The sequence below is a fragment of the Bradyrhizobium sp. Ses1 genome (assembly GCF_059512365.1).
In genome coordinates, this window is record NZ_JCAMOQ010000014.1 from 38,640 (window position 1) to 54,575 (window position 15,936).

A 15,936-nucleotide genomic window follows, 5' to 3' on the forward strand; every position below is an offset into this window, starting at 1 on the left:
CCATCGCTAGAAGTTGAAAGTTGTCGAGACCAGATAGGTTCTGGGCGCACCGAGATAGACGTATCTGTTGGTGTTCGCACCCTGCCAGTAGTTCTTGTCGAACAGGTTCTCGACCTGGAAGCGCACCACCACCGGCTTGTTGTTCCACGGCGCCGTAAAGGTGTAGCGCGCACCCGCGTCGTAGCGTGCCCAGTCCGAGACCAGCAGCGTATTGGCCTGATCGGCGAAGAAGCTGCCGGTATAGATCGCGCGTCCCGTCAGCGTCAGGCCGTGCAGGAACGGCACGTCCCACTCACCGCCGAGATTGAGCTGTGTGTCGGGCACGCTGAAAGTCCGGTAGCCGTCAAACTGCCCGCGCTCGGTCTTGTCCTGACGCGCATCGATGAACATCACGCCGCCCAGCAGCCGCACGCCTGGCGTGACCTCACCGAAGACATTCAGCTCGACGCCGCGGTTGCGGCTCTCGCCGGATTGCGTCAGCGTGTTGGTGACGAAATCGACGAGCTGCAGCGGCCGGTTGATGTCGAAGGCGCTGACGGTCGTCGTTATCCGGCCCCAATCGACCTTGGCGCCGACTTCATATTGCCGGGTCCGATAGGGTGGCAGGACCTGGCCGGCATTGGCATACTGAGCGCCGACCACGGTGCCGGCCTCGAGCCCTTCGATGTAGTTGGCATAGATGGAGACGTTCTCCAGCGGCTTGATCACCACCGCATAGGCCGGCGTCGTCGCCGAAGTGTCATAGCCGGACGTCTGCAGCCCGGTCGTTGCACTGAACGAGCGGCTCTCGACATATTGCTGGCGCACGCCCGCGGTGAACTGGACGCGACCGTTTGCCACCGACATGATGTCGGCAATGCCGAAGCTCGACAGATGCGTATACGAGATTTTCGGCGGTGCTCCCACCGAGATCAGCGGCGTCGGGCTCGGACGCGGGCTATAGAGATTGGACGTGAAGGCCGTGCCCGTCGTGTTGATGATGCCGACGTCACCTTCGGATCCCGTCGCGTTGAAATTGATCGCGTGATGGATTGGCCCGGTATCCACCGAGGCACGGAAGCCCGCCTGCACCGCCGCCTGGTCGCGGGTCTGGCTGTTCAGTCGTGGCGAACCGTCGAAATTGCCGTTGAGGTTGGTGACCCTGATATCCGAATAAAGATACTTGGTCTCGCCCTTCACCACGCCGGCCTGGGCATAGGCCGTCAGGTTCTCGGTGATGTCGACCTCACCCTGCACGAGGCCGAATTTGCCTTCGCCGTTCCAATAGCCCCAGCTTGGCATGAAGCTCGCGCGTGCATCCGGCGGCACCGGCACGCCGGTCAGCGTCGGACCTAACACCACGAAGCGCGTCATGGCGTCGACGTTGTTCTTCTCGTAACCGACATCCGCGGATAGGCGGACGCGCTCGCCGCGGTAGTCGAGGCCTAGCGCTGCGGTCCCGAGCTCCTGGCTCTGGTTGGCGAGTTCGGTATCGCCGTTGCGATAGCTGCCGTTGAACCGGACGCCGAATTCGCTCGCTTCGCCGAACCGGCGACCGACGTCGAAATGCGTGCCGAACTGCGAGCGCGAGGCATAGGTGTTGGTGAGCTGCGCGATCGGATCATCGCCAGCGCGCTTGGTAACGAGATTGATGCTGCCGCCGACGCCGCCGTCCGGCGGCATGCCGCTCAGCAGCGCGCCCGGCCCCTTCAGCACCTCGACGCGTTCGATCGCGGCCAGCGACGAGAACGAGAAAGCCGATGCGATGCCGTACAGTCCGTTGATGCCGTAGGCCGAACTCGGCACATTGAAGCCGCGGATCGACACAAAGTCGAAGCCGTAGGCGCGCGGCACGTTGGAACGGATCGACGGATCGTTGGCGAGCACGTCATCGAGCTTTCGCGCCTGCTGATCCTGGATTGTCTGCGCGGTGTAGCTGGTCTGGTTGAACGGCGTGTCCATCACGTTGCGATTGCCGAGCATGCCGACCTGGCTGCCCGAAGCCACCTGCCCGCCCGCATAAGATGGCGGCAGGCTGCCGATTATGCCGGTCGGCGGTGTCGTCCGCGCACGAGGCTCGACAGGGCGCGGAGCCGCCGCACGCGGCGCAGTTGCGGCATTTTGGCGCGGTGCGACACGACGCGCCGCGCGCGGCGTTGGCGCATGCACCTGCACGGCCGGCAGCTCGTGCGACGTCTGCGCAACGGCTGTGTCTCCGCCATCAATCAGCAACGCAAGTGCGCTCGCTGCAGCCAGAAGGGTTTTCTTGTGAAGTGTAGTCCCGCACGTCATCAGATCAGTCGCCCCAAAAATCCCCAGCCGACTTCTGTCGGCTACCGGGATCGCGACCTACAGGAGGTCGTGGTGCGGTCACAATGCGGCGGGCTTAGATTCCATCTAGCTTTTCACGCAGATTGAGAAGCGAAAGGCTGCACACAACTCCGCGCACGGCGCGATGTGACCACAGCGATTGCGTCTGACCTTCGACTTTCGTTCGTTCTTTGGAAGCTGCCGTCATCCACGAGAATTCAACTAAACAATCGCGCTTCGATACCTGCAGGCGCGCGTCTCACTTGGCTACGGCTGTGCTTCCATGCCACCAACGAAGCAGGCATGTACGATGTGGATTTGAACGGAAGAAGCGACTTCCCGCGGTCAGCCTAGCACCTTCTTCTGCAGATAGCTGAAGGCAACGAAGACCAGCACGGCGCCAAGGATCCGGAGCAGATAGAGCATGCCCTGAGGCCACCCATTATAGCGCACATCTTGGTGGTTCTTGTCCAAGTGGATGCCCGGGATCACTGAATCCAGAGCTAACAGGAAAGGACTCTTCGGTTGGTACGAGCCTGCAGCCAGACGAGTGGAGGCGTGCCAGAAGATCCCCCAGCCAAGCAGCACGAATCCGGCGATCCACAAGAAACCCACTTCCGGATGGAAGCCGTAATCGGCGACAAGCCATGTGAAAGTGAGGCCAACAAAATCCAGCGATACCAAGTCCGCCCAGTGCCAGTCTTGGTTGTTCTTGGCAATCAGGATCTTGTCTGAGTTATGGGTTTCGCCGCGTTGCGCGTATGACTTGGCGATCAGCGTATACGGTTCCAGGTCGGGACGACCGTGAGTGCGGATTTCGGCCTATGCATCCATGGCGCGGATGACCGGCATCGGGTCCGGACCGAAATAGGCATTGGCGAAGATGAACTGGTCGAGCTTGATCTGCTGAGGCGATGCCCCCGTAGGGCTGGTCTGAATGGTGAAGACCCCGTGGTCCACGGACTCGGTGATGCTCAGCTCTGGTCTATCGGTGTCCCTGGAGCGGTTCCAGTCAGGCTGAAGGATGAACAGGTCGCCAACTTTCACGCGCTTCAAGTCGATCGCGTCGTAGGACCCTTCCAGGATCGATATCCGGTCGTCGATCCGGGCCGTATGAATCGTCAGTGCTCCATCCGGCTTCTCTACATCCAATGGCGGCGGATCGGGAACCGCATGGCCCGGTCCGACCTTCTTCGCGGTAACCGATACCTTGTTCAGCAGGAAATGCTTGGCCGCCACCAATTGCATCTTGATGCTTGCCAAGTGGGAGTTCTCCAACCTGAGATCGCCATCAATGGTCGTATTCTGGATTGCGAGCCTCTCGACATATGCGTTTCGTATGTCCAGCGATTTCAGCGCCGCGGTGTCGATAACAAGTCGGTCGGTACTGAACCCAAACAACCTGAGCGGTACGTTCCAGGTGTGACGCCTCAATTCAGGGTCGCCGAAAATCATTGCCAGAAATTTGCCGCTCAGCGTTCGCGATTCGTCGGTGGCCAGCTTCTCGGGGTTCTTATTGTTCTCCGTTCGAAGAGCTTCAAGCTTCTGCCGGTACACCGCATCGCGCTTGGGTGAATTTTTCTCCTGTCTGTCCGCGTAGTCGTTCGCTTCCTTCTCGTCGAAATCGACGTTGAGATGCCGGCAGATTTGTTGCCATGCCCATACCTCAGGTTCCGACCAGGCGTCGGAAGCCATCCTCTCGCACTTTTTTGCGTCGACAATGAAGACAGCGGTTGCTGCCAGGTCTTCCGATGGCGTGCCGTTAGGCTGATCGGCGGGTTTGAAGGTTGCCTGGGCAGCGCACGTGGCAGAGGCCGAGATCAGGCAGATGCTGCAGCAGGCCACAAAAGCAACAAGCGATCCCCGCTTACGCCAACGCTGTATCCATTCCAAACAAGCTGTGCTTTGCATGGCCGTGCCCTCCGGCATCGGATGGATCATCGTCAATTTAGCAGGAAACTCCCACGAGCAATGTGAGCAGCTTCACACCGTTCGCGGGTGTTCAGTGCGGACTGGGGTACCCGACCATGCTCCCATTGAGTAGAGGGTTTACGTTTTTTCCTAAAGCCGTCGCCGCTATCGTTGATCGGTCATGGCCTCTGAGACAGAATTGGCCAACCGCAATTTGCGTGAATCGCTGCAAATCAGAAACTTATGACCAAGCCCGCGAGCAACGCCCCTATCGCCGAAATCTTCCATGCCTACTGGAAATCCGACTGGCGGGCGCTGTCGCTGGTGGCGGCGGTCGTCTTCCTGTCGAGCGCCAGCGGCATCGCTGCGCCGTACCTGTTCTCGCGCCTTGTGGACCGGCTGACCAAAGAGACTGTTGTCTCGGACCTTCTGTGGGCGTTCCTGCTCTACGCCGCGCTGGTGGGCGTTGCCTCGGCGCTGCAGCGCGCGGTGCAACACCTGTCGGTGATGACGGCCGAAAACCTCGGCTTCATCGTGAGCACGCGGTTCTTCGAACGCATTTTGAGGAAAAGATCCGACTTCTTCGTCGAGCATAACCCGGCCGAGATCCAGACTGCCGGCGCCCAGGGGCGTGGCGCGCTGACGACGATCATGCACATCGCGCTGATCGTGTTCATTCCGGGCGCAACGCAGATCGCGCTCACGCTCGTCACCCTCGGCGCTCTCTTGAGCATCGAGGTTGTGGCGATCGTCGCCGCCTACGGCGCCGCCGTGATCGGGATGACATTCGTCTCGACGCGTCGATCGCAGACCCTTCTCGACGCTGCCGTCTCGGCTGCGCAGGAAAATGCTCGATTCGTCGGCAACGCGATGAACGCGATGGAGACGTTGCGTCATCTCGGCAGTCATGCGTGGATGAGCCGCCGCTTCACCGAGAAGGCTCGCGCGGTAAAGGATGGCTGGCGGGCTTACACATTCCGTCGCGCCGGCTCGTCGGCCCTGCTGGGCCTGGGTCTCTCGATCCAATTCGCCGTCAATTTCCTGCTGTTGCTGCCTCGCCATCAGGCCGGAGCGATGACGGTCGGCGATATCGTGCTGTTCAACGCCCTGTTGCTCCAGCTCAACCTGCCGTTCGAGATGATCGCCCAGACGATGGACGTTTTCGCGCGTTCCCGAGCGCAACTCATTCCGCTCGCGGACATGTGGCGGGCTCCGGAAGAGAATGAATCGCCGCATGCAGAGACCTTTGTCCCCCGAGAGGGACGCATCACCTTCGACGATATCAGGTACGATTACGGCAATGGTCGTGGGGTCGATGGCATCAGCTTCACGGCAAGCCGCGGCTCCATCACCTTTATCGTAGGCGAGACCGGCTCCGGAAAGTCAACCATCTTCAAGCTCGCGCTGAAATCCATCGAGCCTCATTCAGGTCGCATTCTGGTCGACGACATCGACCTCCTGCGCATCGCACGCGCCGACTGGTACTGCGCCATAGCGGTCGTGCCTCAGGACGTCGCGCTGCTCAACGAAAGCCTTGCGGACAACATCATTCTGGGTCGCCCGCGAGATGAGGCCCGGCTTCGCGACGTCTCGGATAAGGCGGCTATCCTGTCTTTCATCGATGCGCTCCCGGAGGGCTTCGAGACCAAGGTCGGCGAACGCGGTCTGAAGCTGTCGGGCGGGGAGCGCCAGCGCATCGCGATCGCCCGCGCTTTGTATGGCAATCCGTCCGTTCTTTTCCTCGACGAAGCGAGCTCCGCGCTCGATGACGCGACGGAGCGGGACATCATGAACCACGTTCGTACCCTGGTTCGCGATGTCACGGTGCTGGCCATCACGCACCGAAGATCCGTCCTTGGCGACGCGGACAATGTCGTGGATCTCAGCGATCCCCGGCCCTTGTGATCAGCCTTGGTTGCGTAGGTCGGTCGATCGACAGCATGCAATAGCGTCCGCGAACAGCGGCAGCATTGCAGGTTTCGACCTGAAGCAAGCCGTTTGATCCCGATCAATGAGGAGCGAGTGCATTTGGACCTATTCCAACATTGGTCGTGGTTGGGAGCTCGATACTATGCGCAAGTTCTTATCTGTCGCTGTTGCGATGCTGGCCTCTTCACAAGCTGTCGCTGATGACGATCTCATGAAGGCTGCCAAGCAGCTCTTCACACCAATCCCTTCGGTGCTCCCCGCTGTCAAAAACAACGCCGTCACGCGCGACAAGATCGAGCTCGGCAAGATGCTGTTCTTTGATCCGCGCCTGTCGGCAAGCGAGATCATCAGTTGTAACACCTGCCATAACGTTGGCACCGGCGGCGTCGACGCCGGTCCGACCTCCGTCGGTCACGGCTGGCAAAAGGGTCCGCGCCGGGCGCCAACGGTCTATAACGCGGTGTTCAATGTGGCGCAGTTCTGGGACGGACGCGCGGCAGACCTCAAGGCGCAAGCGAAGGGTCCTGTGCAGGCGAGCGTCGAAATGAACGCGACACCCGATCACGTGATCAGGACGCTGACGTCCATGCCCGACTATGTCGCGATGTTCAGGAAGGCGTTCCCCAACGAAGCATCCCCAGTTACCTTCGACAACTTTGCCAAGGCGATCGAGGCGTTTGAGGCGACTCTGATTACGCCGGCCGCGGCCTTCGATCAGTACCTTGAAGGGGATGCCAACGCCCTCGGCGCGCAGCAGAAGGCGGGATTGAAGCTGTTCATGGACAAGGGGTGCTCGTCCTGTCACAACGGCATCAACATCGGCGGCCAGGACTACTTCCCGTTCGGCGTGATCGAAAAGCCGGGTTCGGACGTGTTGCCCAGCGGCGACAAAGGCCGGTTCGCGGTCACCAAGACGGCGAGTGACGAGTACGTGTTTCGCGCCGCGCCTCTCCGCAACGTCGCCCTGCGAGCACCGTACTTTCACTCGGGCCAGGTCTGGAGCTTGAAGCAAGCCGTCGGCGTGATGGGCGAAGTTCAGCTTGGTGCCAAGCTAACTGACAAGGAAGAGAACGATATCGTGGCGTTCCTGAATTCGCTGACCGGGCAATTGCCAAGGATCGAATATCCCATATTGCCCACGCGCACGGATGCAACACCGCCGCCGTCGCTCGGAAAATAGGCCGTTCTTTTCCGGGTCCGGTGGCTCGGGCCACCCGCGCCCCAGGTCGGTACAGTTCCCGTTGCCCCGTGCGCGGAACCAGGTCTCGCTGGAATCGTTGAACCCGCAGACAATGACGCGGGTAGAACGAGATGGCGACCGACAGGCAGCGCAGCTACCGGAAGGATATTCTGATCGCATCCGCCCTGTTTGTGGGCGGACTTGTGATTTCCGTCGCTTCGCTGGTGGAGATCGCAGCGCGTCAATCCGAGGAGGTGGCGCAGGCAACGCCGCCAGTGCAGCCTTCCCCGCCCGAGCCGCAGACGAAGCCAGCCGAATCAAAGCCCGGCGGCGAGCGGCCGACCACGCCGGCGCCCGAACCCGCACGTCCCGACCCGGACGCGCAGAAGACCGGTGCACAGCCCGCGCTGCCACCGGCGCCTGCGGAAAAGACCGCTCCGCCGGTCCAGAAAAAGTGATGTCCTCTCATTCCCCGGGATCGGCCTGAACGGATCCTGCCGATTTTACGGTCTCGCCTGCGTCGCTCTGTCGCCGCATAATCGCGGTCTGCCAACGACACGCCAACAACCTTTGGGGCCAGCAGATGAAGATCGACGATGTCAGGCGAAGTGCCTATTCGATGCCGCTCACCAGCCCCGCGTTTCCGCCGGGGCCCTATCGCTTCTTCAACCGAGAATATTTCGTCATCACCTACAGAACCGATCCCGAAGCGCTCGCCGCCGTGGTGCCCGAGCCGCTCGAGGTCGCCGAGCCCGTGGTGAAATACGAATTCATCCGGATGCCCGACTCCACCGGCTTTGGCGACTACACCGAGACCGGCCAAGTGATCCCGGTTCGCTTCAAAGGGGAGGAGGGGGCTTACACCCACGCGATGTATCTGGACGACGAAGGGCCGATCGCCGGCGGGCGCGAGCTCTGGGGATTTCCGAAGAAGCTCGCGAGGCCAAAGATCGAGGTCGAGAGCGACGTGCTGGTCGGCACGCTGCACTACGGCTCGGTGCTCTGCGCTTCCGCCACGATGGGCTACAAGCACCGTCCGGTCGATCATGACGCCGTGCTGAGTGGCATGAAGGCGCCGAACTTCATCCTGAAGATCATCCCGCATGTCGACGGCAGCCCGCGCATTTGCGAACTCGTGCGCTTCCATCTCGAAGAGATCACGCTGAAGGAAGCCTGGACCGGCCCCGCCGCCCTCGGTCTGTTTCCACACGCGCTTTGCGACGTCGCGCGGCTTCCGGTCCGCGAGGTCGTCTCCGCCCTGCATTTCAAGGCGGACCTGACGCTCGGGCTCGGCACGGTGGCGTTCGATTATATGGCGAAATGACCGGAGACCGCGCCAGACCCTCGGCTTCGTCATGGCCGGGCTTGACCCGGCCATCCACGTCTTGGCCAACCGAGGCGAAGCGTGCATGCGCGGCGCAAGGCCGCGCATGACCTCGTTGGCCGCAGCGCCAGCCCGGAATGCGTCACGGATCACCGATCAGGTGGCGCTATCCACGGGCGACTGCGCTGTCGCTTTAGGCGTGATGAGATCAGGTCGAGTTGGCGCCACGCTGGAAGTGCCTTACCTCTCCCCATCGGGGAGAGGTCGGATAGCATCGTGAGATGCGATCCGGGTGAGGGGGATGAGCTTCATCGAGGAACCGTAACCCCTCACCCGGCGCTGCGCGCCGACCTCTCCCTATGGGAGAGGTGAACGACTGCGGTCACGCCGATTCGAACAAAAATCATCACGCTTTGACCGCCGAAGATTGCGAGAGCGACAAGAGCGCTATCAGTGCCGAAAGACTCAATCCGGCCGATACGATCACGATCGATCGGCCCAGGGTATCTATGAGCAGTCCGAATCCAAGGGGCGCCAATGCTTGGCAAATGCGGGATGGTGCGCCGATCAATCCAAGTCGATAGGCGTAGTTCTCCGGTCCGAAAACCGCCAATGGGAGCGTTCCTCGTGCAATGGTCAGAATACCATTGCCGGCCCCATGTAGCAGAGCGAAGACGCCGGCAGCACCACCGCCGAAAATACCGATTACGCACGCTCCGATGGGATGAGTGATGCAGGCAAGCCGTGTCGAGACGAGCGGGTGGAAACGGTTAAGAAGGCTCGCTTCCATCACACGGGCTGCGACCTGCGCGGGTCCGATCATCATGCCGGCAAACACTGCCTGCGCTGGCGTCGCGCCGAATGCTTCGACGATCCGCGGCAGATGCGCCGCCATCGCCGATGTCACCGTCCAGGCGGCCGCGAACGCGAATGAGAGCAGAACCATGGTGCGGTCGATCGTAATATGCGGCTTCGCCACGGGTCCTTCTGAGCGGACCGGCTTTGCCGTGCTGGGCAGCGCGAGATTGAGGGGGGGACCGATCACTATGTGCGCGATCGCCCAGGCGTAGCAGGTTTCCCGCCAACCGATCGTCTCGAGCCCGAATGAACTCAGCGGCCAGCCGACCGTGCTGGCAAAGCCGGCAATCAGCGTGATGCCGGTGATCGAGGCGCGCGCGTCGCTGCCGTAGATACGCCCCAGCGCGCCGAACGCCGCGTCGTAGAGTCCGAGGCCCATGCCAATGCCCAGCAGGAGCCAGGCCACCGACATCATCCACACCGAGGCCGATCCGCCGAGCAATGCGAGCCCGCCTGCAAAAACCACGTTCGAGATACAGAGGACCTGCCTCCCTCCGACGCGGTCGATCTGGCGGCCGACGCGTGGACCCAATAATCCGGAGATCACAAGCGAGGCCGAGAAGGCGGCGAAGAACCAGTTGGTCGAAATTCCGAGATCGTGGGCAATGGGGTCTGCCAGGATCGCCGGCAGATAGTAGCTCGATCCCCAGGCCAGCGTCTGGGCGGTCCCCAGCGCGGCAACCACCCGCAAGCGTTGTCCGTTCACGCCGGCGGCCCTAGCAGCCGCAGCCGGGCTTGCCGGCGACCTTCGCGATCGCATCGTCGGAGCAGCAGGCGTCGATGCCGCTGGGTGCCGGCCCTCCGCAGCAGCCGGATGCGGCGATACCGCTCTCCACGCCGCCGCGTGTGCAGACGCCGGTTTCGGGGAGTTCGAGTTCGACGTGCTCGGCGGCTTCCTTGTCGCCGGCGACGTCGGCAGCGATCGAGCGCACCTGTTCGTAGCCGGTGATCATGAGGAAGGTTGGCGCCCGGCCGTAGGATTTCATGCCGGCGAGGTAGAAGCCCGGATCGTCCTGCTGCAGTTCGCGCGCGCCATGCGGGCGCACGGTGCCGCAGGAGTGCTCGTTGGGATCGATCAGCGGTGCGAGCGCGACGGGCGCCTCGATCGCAGGATCGAGCCGGAGCCGAATCTCGCCGAGGAAGGAGAGGTCCGGACGGAAGCCGGTTGCGATGACCAGCTCGTCGGCGACGACGCTGCGTCCGCAGCAGGCTGACGACGTCGCGATCCGAAGCCGGCCGTCGCTCGGCGAGATCGCCGAGACGGAAAATTCGGCCTCAACCTGTACCTCACCAGATGCGACCAGCGATGCGAAGTGGGTGCCGAGCTCGCCGCGCGCAGCGAGCTTGTCGTTCGCGCCGCCCCCGAATGCCTTGGCCGGATCATTGCCCCGGAGCAGCCAGATCGGGCGGGTGCCCGGCACCTGACGGGCCAGCGTCGCCAGCTCGGTCAGGGTACCGATCGCCGAGTGTCCGGCGCCCAGCACGGCGATCGTCTTGCCCGCGTAGCGCTCACGGTCTCTCCCGAGGACATCCGGCATGCCGTAAGCGATCTTCGCTTGTGCCTCGCGTTCGCCGATCGCCGGCAGGCCATTGGCGCCGGCGGGATTCGGCGCGGCCCACGTTCCGGAGGCGTCGATGACGGCATCGGCGCGCAGTGTCTCGGGTTCTTTGCCGTTCTGGTAGCGTATCTCGAACGGAGCCGCCTCCCGGCCTTTCGTCCTCACCTTGTCGAAGCCGACACGGGAAACGGCGGTGACGCGGCTCGATGTGCGGATCACGTCTTTCAGGGGTGTGCGCGTCGCGAGTGGGACCAGGTACTGCGCCAGGAGCTCGCCGCCGGTCGGATAGACCTGCGGGTCCGGCGAATTCCAGCCTGTTGGCGCCAGCAACCGCGCGGCCGCCCGGTCGACGTTGTATTCCCACGGTGAAAAGAGCTGGACGTGTTGCCATTGACGGACCGCATGTCCCGCTTCTGGCCCGGACTCGAGCACGACGGGCGTCATGCCGCGCTCCAACACGTGCGCGGCTGCCGCCAGGCCGACGGGTCCGGCTCCTATGATCGCGACGGTCTTTGCTGCGCTCATTTTGCTTCTCCCAACCTTCTAGAATTACCGAATAATCGGACAAAAAAATCAGGCCGCCGTCTGAGCGTCTTTGCATTGGGTCTCGTCGATGCAGCATTCAGCAACGAGGAAATCCACCAAGCCCTGCATCGTGTCGTATTCGGCGTGGCAAGCCAGTGTCGTGCCCTCGCGCACCTGCGAGATCAGACCGACGGAGACCAGCGCCTTGATGTGGTGCGACAGTGTCGACGCCGGAATCTTGAGCCGCTCCTGCAAGCGCCCGACCGGCATGCCTGCACGTCCCGCGCGGACCAGCGCGCGATAGATTTTCAACCTGGTCGGGTTGCCCAGCGCTTCGAGGCGAGCTGCTGCGTCGTCGAGCTTCATGGCGGGAAGGATGAGCGCGACTGGCCTCTTTGTCAAACTATATTTCTAGTACATTCGAAATAGCGAGCAACCCTCCGGTCTCCAGGGTTCTGAATCAGGTTGACTTGGTCTGATATTTCCATAAGTCTGGACATATGGAAACGGAACAAGCAGTTTTGGCTCTTGCGGCGCTCTCGCAATCCACCCGCCTGGAGGCCTTCCGTACGTTGGTCAGGCATGAGCCTGACGGCCTCGCGGCTGGCGATCTTGCCCGCCTGCTGGAAGTTCCGCCGAACACCCTGTCGGCGCATCTGTCGATTTTGACCCGAGCGCGCCTCGTGACTTCCGAGCGGCATAGTCGCTCAATCGTCTACCGCGCCAACCTGGGTGAGTTTCGCGACGTCGCCGTGTTTCTCCTCCGGGATTGCTGCGACGGACGACCGGAGGTCTGCGCGCCGGTCGTCGAAAGTCTGCAGTCCTGTTGTTCTCCAAAGCGAAAGGAGCGAACCCGTGGCTGACAACCTCTACAAGGTTCTGTTCCTCTGCACCGGCAACTCGGTGCGCTCGGGCGCGATGCATCAAACGCCAAGGGCCTGCTGATGGAGGCCTTCGACCTTTCACGGCGCCTTGGGGCTGAGGCGTTGGGCACCGGAATTCTCGTCGCCACCGTGGTCGGGTCCGGCATCATGGCCGAGGCGCTGACCAAGGACGTCGCTCTCGCGCTGCTCTGCAATACGTTGCCGACCGGCGCAATCCTGGTTGTGCTGATCAGCGTGCTCGGACCGATCTCCGGAGCGCACTTCAACCCGGCCGTAACACTTGTCTTCACCGGCAAACGCGAACTGCCGGCGAACGAGGCTGCACTGTATGTGATGGCGCAGATTGCAGGCGGTATCGCCGGAACGATGGCCGCGCATTTGATGTTCGCCCTACCGTTGATTGATTTCTCCACCAAAACGCGGACAGGTGGACCGCAATGGTTCGCGGAGGCCGTCGCAGCTTTTGGCCTGATCACAACGATACTGGCCGGCATCCGTTTTCAGCGCGCCGCCGTTCCCTGGCTGGTGGGCCTGTACATTACGGCCGCGTACTGGTTTACCGCCTCGACATCGTTCGCCAATCCGGCCGTGGCAATCGCGCGTTCGCTGACGAACACGTTTGCAGGGATTCGCCCGCTAGATTTGCCCGGCTTCATACTTGCCGAGCTGTGCGGAGCGTTCGCCGGCATGCTGTTGATGATTTGGCTGCTCGGGCGACCTCAGGCGCGCGGCCCGGTCCCAATTGCGGAGACAACCAGATGAGCGTCACCATTTATCACAACCCGGATTGCGGCACGTCCCGCAACACGCTTGCCATGATCCGGCAGAGCGGCATCGAGCCCACGATCGTCGAATATCTCAAGACGCCGCCGTCGCGCGAGAAGCTCAAGGAGCTGATCGCTGCGATGGGTATCCCGGCGCGCGCCCTGCTGCGTGAGAAGGGCACGCCCTACAAGGAACGTGGCCTCGATGATCCCAAATGGTCGGACGACGAATTGCTGGATTTCATGCTGGCGCATCCCATCCTGATCAACCGTCCCATCGTGGTTACCCCGAAGGGCGTGCGGCTTTGCCGGCCGTCCGAGGCGGTCATCGACCTCTTGGACAATCCGGTCGGACGTTTCGTGAAGGAAGATGGCGAGGTCGTTGAAGGCCGCAGATAAATTCCGGCCTCGCAAAAGTAGCCTCCGTCATTCCGGGGCGGCGCGCAGCGCCGAACCCGGAATCGATTTCTCCGCCTGCGCCCGCGGCCCGATGGATTCTCTGATGTGCAATTGCACATCATAGCTCGCGCTTACGCGCGCCCCGGAATGACGAGAGGAGCGCGCGCGTCAGCGCACCAGCACGTTCCGGAACTGCCAGGGATCGGACGTGTCGATGTCTTCGGCAAACAGGCCCGGCCTGTCGTTCAGCGGGGTCCAGTCGGTGTAGAAACCCTTCACCGGGCCGAGATACGGCCGCTGGATTTCCAGGCAGCGGTGAAAATCCAGCTCGTCGGCTTCGACGATGCCGGCTTCCGGATTTTCCAACGCCCAGACCATGCCGGCGAGCACTGCCGAGGACACCTGCATGCCGGTTGCATTCTGGTAGGGTGCAATCCGGCGGGTCTCCTCGATCGAGAGCTGCGAGCCGTACCAATAGGCGTTCTTGGCGTGGCCATAGAGCAGGACGCCGAGCTCGTCGATGCCGTCCTCGATCTCGTTCTCGTCGAGGATGTGCCATTTCGGCTGCATCCGCCCCGCAGCGCCGAACATCTCGTGCAGCGACAGCACGGCGTCGTTGGCCGGGTGGTAGGCGTAGTGGCAGGTCGGGCGATAGATCACCTTCTCGCCGTCGCGCACGGTGAAGTAATCCGCGATCGAGATCGACTCGTTATGGGTGACGAGGAAGCCGTATTGCGCGCCTGGAGTCGGGCACCAGGAGCGCACGCGAGTGTTGGCGCCGGGCTGCAGCAGATAGATCGCGGCCTGGCAGCCATGCGCGTGCGTGCGGCCGTTCTCCGGCATCCACTTCTCATGGGTGCCCCAGCCGAGCTCGGCCGGCTGCAGGCCCTCGGAGACGAAGCCCTCGACCGACCAGGTGTTGACGAAGACGTTCATCGGCTTCGGCTTCTTCGAACGCTGGGTGTCGCGCTCGGCGATATGGATGCCCTTGACGCCGAGCTTATGGGCGAGCTGGCCCCAGCCCTCGCGGCTCTTCGGCTCGTTGAATTCGACGCCGGTGTCGCGGGCGATGTCGAGCAGCGCCTGCTTGACGAACCAGGATACCATGCCGGGATTGGCGCCGCAGGTCGAGACCGCTGTGGCGCCGCCCGGGTTCTTGCGCTTGGCGGCCAGCAGGGTCTCGCGCAGTGCGTAGTTCGAGCGCCCTTCGGTGCCGATGTTCTTGTCGAAATAGAAGCCGGCCCACGGCTCGATGACGGTGTCGACATAGAGCGCGCCGATCTCGCGGCACAGCGTCATGATGTCGACCGAGGAGGTGTCGACCGAGAGATTGACGCAGAAGCCCTGGCCGCCGCCGGCGGTGAGCAGTGGCACCAGCAGTTCGCGGTAATTGTCGCGGGTGACGCCATCCTTGATGAAGCGCACGCCGTGCTTCTTGGCGAGCTCGCCGTCCTCATGCGGATCGATGATGACGAAGCGCGACTTGTCATAATCGAAATGCCGCTCGATCAGAGGCAGCGTGCCTTTGCCGATCGAGCCGAAGCCGATCATGACAATGGGGCCGGAAATCTTGGCGTGGATCTGCGAGGAGGGGCTCATCTAATATCTCCAGGAGATTGGCTCGAGCGGGTGGACAGGTTTGGTGGTTCAGGCGGTACGTCGTTTCGCGGTGACTTCGATCTCGACCTTCATCTCAGGCTTCAAGAGTCCCGCGACGATCAAGAGCGTCGCGGCCGGGCGGATGTCGCCGAGAAACTCGCCGCAGACCGCGAAGTGGGCGTCCGCGTCCTTGGCATCCGTCAGGTAGTAGGTCGCGCGGACGATGTCGGCCAGCGCGAAGCCGCCTTCCTTCAGGGCGGCCTCGATGGTCTTGAAACAGTTCCGTGACTGGCTCGTGACATCTTCAGGCATTGTCATCGTCGTGTAGTCATAGCCGGTGGTTCCGGCGACGAAGGCGAAATCGCCGTCGATCACGGCGCGGCTGTAGCCGGCGGTCTTCTCGAAAGGCGAGCCGGTCGAAATCAGGCGTCGGGACATTCAGGACCTCCTATTCTCAGCGTTCCGGGACATACGGGTACTTGCGCGGGTTTACGGGATTTTCCCGCCCACGCAACCTTTGGTTCCGGTTTTGCGATCAGCGGGAGTGCTGGGTCGTATCTGCTGCCGGAGCGGACGGCGAGCTCCAGCGTCGCACGAAGATGTCCCTGACGATCATGACCGAGATCAGGATCAGGACGATGGTGGTGATGATGCTGCGCAGAACTGGACGCGCGACGTCGCTGGTTGTGGGAAGGTTTTCGGCCATGATCGCAAC

16 protein-coding genes are annotated in these 15,936 nt (G+C 62.3%); 7 read left to right on the top strand and 9 right to left on the bottom strand.

The genetic code is table 11. From position 1 onward, the window contains the following. Nucleotides 1-6: 6 nt before the first annotated feature. The 3 genes from AC5ZG5_RS18255 to AC5ZG5_RS18265 all read right to left on the bottom strand — a co-directional run bounded on the left by AC5ZG5_RS18255 (nucleotide 7) and on the right by AC5ZG5_RS18265 (nucleotide 4,236). Nucleotides 7-2,271, bottom strand: coding sequence for a TonB-dependent receptor (locus AC5ZG5_RS18255; RefSeq protein ID WP_456643273.1), 2,265 nt, complete (start codon nucleotides 2,269-2,271; stop codon nucleotides 7-9). 363 nt (nucleotides 2,272-2,634) lie between these two features. Continuing rightward, nucleotides 2,635-2,973: a hypothetical protein gene (locus AC5ZG5_RS18260; protein ID WP_456643272.1), complete on the bottom strand. Its 339-nt coding sequence runs from the start codon at nucleotides 2,971-2,973 to the stop codon at nucleotides 2,635-2,637. A gap of 138 nt (nucleotides 2,974-3,111) precedes the next feature. Then, nucleotides 3,112-4,236 (bottom strand): hypothetical protein, encoded by a 1,125-nt coding sequence (locus AC5ZG5_RS18265; protein ID WP_456643271.1) that lies wholly within the window; start codon nucleotides 4,234-4,236, stop codon nucleotides 3,112-3,114. 207 nt (nucleotides 4,237-4,443) lie between these two features. Here AC5ZG5_RS18265 and AC5ZG5_RS18270 point away from each other — a divergent pair, with 207 nt between their 5' ends. From AC5ZG5_RS18270 to AC5ZG5_RS18285, 4 genes are all read left to right on the top strand, one after another. Then, nucleotides 4,444-6,105 carry an ABC transporter ATP-binding protein gene (locus AC5ZG5_RS18270; RefSeq protein WP_456643270.1) on the top strand — a complete coding sequence of 554 codons (1,662 nt, stop codon included), beginning with the start codon at nucleotides 4,444-4,446 and terminating at the stop codon, nucleotides 6,103-6,105. Between the two features lie 166 nt (nucleotides 6,106-6,271). Continuing rightward, entirely contained in the window at nucleotides 6,272-7,309 is a 1,038-nt protein-coding gene (locus AC5ZG5_RS18275) for a cytochrome-c peroxidase (protein ID WP_456643269.1), read from the top strand. Between the two features lie 131 nt (nucleotides 7,310-7,440). Next, nucleotides 7,441-7,767, top strand: a complete 327-nt coding sequence (locus tag AC5ZG5_RS18280) for a hypothetical protein (protein WP_456643268.1) — start codon at nucleotides 7,441-7,443, stop codon at nucleotides 7,765-7,767. 125 nt (nucleotides 7,768-7,892) lie between these two features. Next, nucleotides 7,893-8,633 (top strand): acetoacetate decarboxylase, encoded by a 741-nt coding sequence (locus tag AC5ZG5_RS18285; protein ID WP_456643267.1) that lies wholly within the window; start codon nucleotides 7,893-7,895, stop codon nucleotides 8,631-8,633. Between the two features lie 406 nt (nucleotides 8,634-9,039). Here the strand turns inward: AC5ZG5_RS18285 and AC5ZG5_RS18290 are convergent, their stop codons facing one another. From AC5ZG5_RS18290 to AC5ZG5_RS18300, 3 genes are read right to left on the bottom strand one after another with little or no spacing between them, the layout of a single operon-like run. Further along, the gene (locus AC5ZG5_RS18290; protein ID WP_456643266.1) at nucleotides 9,040-10,197 is read right to left on the bottom strand and encodes an MFS transporter; all 1,158 of its coding nucleotides are present in this window, start codon (nucleotides 10,195-10,197) and stop codon (nucleotides 9,040-9,042) included. 10 nt (nucleotides 10,198-10,207) lie between these two features. After that, nucleotides 10,208-11,575 carry an NAD(P)-binding domain-containing protein gene (locus AC5ZG5_RS18295; RefSeq protein ID WP_456643265.1) on the bottom strand — a complete coding sequence of 456 codons (1,368 nt, stop codon included), beginning with the start codon at nucleotides 11,573-11,575 and terminating at the stop codon, nucleotides 10,208-10,210. A 48-nt stretch (nucleotides 11,576-11,623) separates the two neighbouring features. Then, nucleotides 11,624-11,941: an ArsR/SmtB family transcription factor gene (locus AC5ZG5_RS18300; protein ID WP_456643264.1), complete on the bottom strand. Its 318-nt coding sequence runs from the start codon at nucleotides 11,939-11,941 to the stop codon at nucleotides 11,624-11,626. 134 nt (nucleotides 11,942-12,075) lie between these two features. Between AC5ZG5_RS18300 and AC5ZG5_RS18305 the strand changes: the two genes are divergently transcribed. The 3 genes from AC5ZG5_RS18305 (at nucleotide 12,076) to arsC (ending at nucleotide 13,622) form a co-directional block, all read left to right on the top strand. Beyond that, nucleotides 12,076-12,438 carry an ArsR/SmtB family transcription factor gene (locus AC5ZG5_RS18305; RefSeq protein WP_456643263.1) on the top strand — a complete coding sequence of 121 codons (363 nt, stop codon included), beginning with the start codon at nucleotides 12,076-12,078 and terminating at the stop codon, nucleotides 12,436-12,438. An 81-nt stretch (nucleotides 12,439-12,519) separates the two neighbouring features. Next, entirely contained in the window at nucleotides 12,520-13,221 is a 702-nt protein-coding gene (locus AC5ZG5_RS18310; RefSeq protein ID WP_456643262.1) for an aquaporin, read from the top strand. Continuing rightward, entirely contained in the window at nucleotides 13,218-13,622 is a 405-nt protein-coding gene (arsC, locus tag AC5ZG5_RS18315) for an arsenate reductase (glutaredoxin) (protein WP_456643261.1), read from the top strand. The genes AC5ZG5_RS18310 and arsC overlap by 4 nt, the downstream gene beginning before the upstream one ends. 168 nt (nucleotides 13,623-13,790) lie before the next feature. Here the strand turns inward: arsC and AC5ZG5_RS18320 are convergent, their stop codons facing one another. The 3 genes from AC5ZG5_RS18320 to AC5ZG5_RS18330 form a co-directional block, all read right to left on the bottom strand. Next, nucleotides 13,791-15,221, bottom strand: a complete 1,431-nt coding sequence (locus tag AC5ZG5_RS18320) for a homospermidine synthase (protein WP_456643260.1) — start codon at nucleotides 15,219-15,221, stop codon at nucleotides 13,791-13,793. Nucleotides 15,222-15,269: 48 nt separating this feature from the next. Next, entirely contained in the window at nucleotides 15,270-15,659 is a 390-nt protein-coding gene (locus AC5ZG5_RS18325; RefSeq protein ID WP_456643259.1) for a RidA family protein, read from the bottom strand. Between the two features lie 97 nt (nucleotides 15,660-15,756). Beyond that, nucleotides 15,757-15,927 carry a hypothetical protein gene (locus tag AC5ZG5_RS18330; RefSeq protein WP_456643258.1) on the bottom strand — a complete coding sequence of 57 codons (171 nt, stop codon included), beginning with the start codon at nucleotides 15,925-15,927 and terminating at the stop codon, nucleotides 15,757-15,759. Nucleotides 15,928-15,936: the final 9 nt, after the last annotated feature.

What these genes read in the sequence shown, in the direction of transcription:
- AC5ZG5_RS18305 (WP_456643263.1), top strand. Translation starts at nt 12,076, where the DNA reads ATGGAAACGGAACAAGCAGTTTTGGCTCTTGCGGCGCTCTCGCAATCC.
- AC5ZG5_RS18270 (WP_456643270.1), top strand. Translation starts at nt 4,444, where the DNA reads ATGACCAAGCCCGCGAGCAACGCCCCTATCGCCGAAATCTTCCATGCC.
- arsC (WP_456643261.1), top strand. Translation starts at nt 13,218, where the DNA reads ATGAGCGTCACCATTTATCACAACCCGGATTGCGGCACGTCCCGCAAC.
- AC5ZG5_RS18325 (WP_456643259.1), bottom strand. Translation starts at nt 15,659, where the DNA reads ATGTCCCGACGCCTGATTTCGACCGGCTCGCCTTTCGAGAAGACCGCC.
- AC5ZG5_RS18255 (WP_456643273.1), bottom strand. Translation starts at nt 2,271, where the DNA reads ATGACGTGCGGGACTACACTTCACAAGAAAACCCTTCTGGCTGCAGCG.
- AC5ZG5_RS18330 (WP_456643258.1), bottom strand. Translation starts at nt 15,927, where the DNA reads ATGGCCGAAAACCTTCCCACAACCAGCGACGTCGCGCGTCCAGTTCTG.
- AC5ZG5_RS18300 (WP_456643264.1), bottom strand. Translation starts at nt 11,941, where the DNA reads ATGAAGCTCGACGACGCAGCAGCTCGCCTCGAAGCGCTGGGCAACCCG.
- AC5ZG5_RS18285 (WP_456643267.1), top strand. Translation starts at nt 7,893, where the DNA reads ATGAAGATCGACGATGTCAGGCGAAGTGCCTATTCGATGCCGCTCACC.
- AC5ZG5_RS18295 (WP_456643265.1), bottom strand. Translation starts at nt 11,575, where the DNA reads ATGAGCGCAGCAAAGACCGTCGCGATCATAGGAGCCGGACCCGTCGGC.
- AC5ZG5_RS18275 (WP_456643269.1), top strand. Translation starts at nt 6,272, where the DNA reads ATGCGCAAGTTCTTATCTGTCGCTGTTGCGATGCTGGCCTCTTCACAA.
- AC5ZG5_RS18280 (WP_456643268.1), top strand. Translation starts at nt 7,441, where the DNA reads ATGGCGACCGACAGGCAGCGCAGCTACCGGAAGGATATTCTGATCGCA.
- AC5ZG5_RS18320 (WP_456643260.1), bottom strand. Translation starts at nt 15,221, where the DNA reads ATGAGCCCCTCCTCGCAGATCCACGCCAAGATTTCCGGCCCCATTGTC.
- AC5ZG5_RS18310 (WP_456643262.1), top strand. Translation starts at nt 12,520, where the DNA reads ATGGAGGCCTTCGACCTTTCACGGCGCCTTGGGGCTGAGGCGTTGGGC.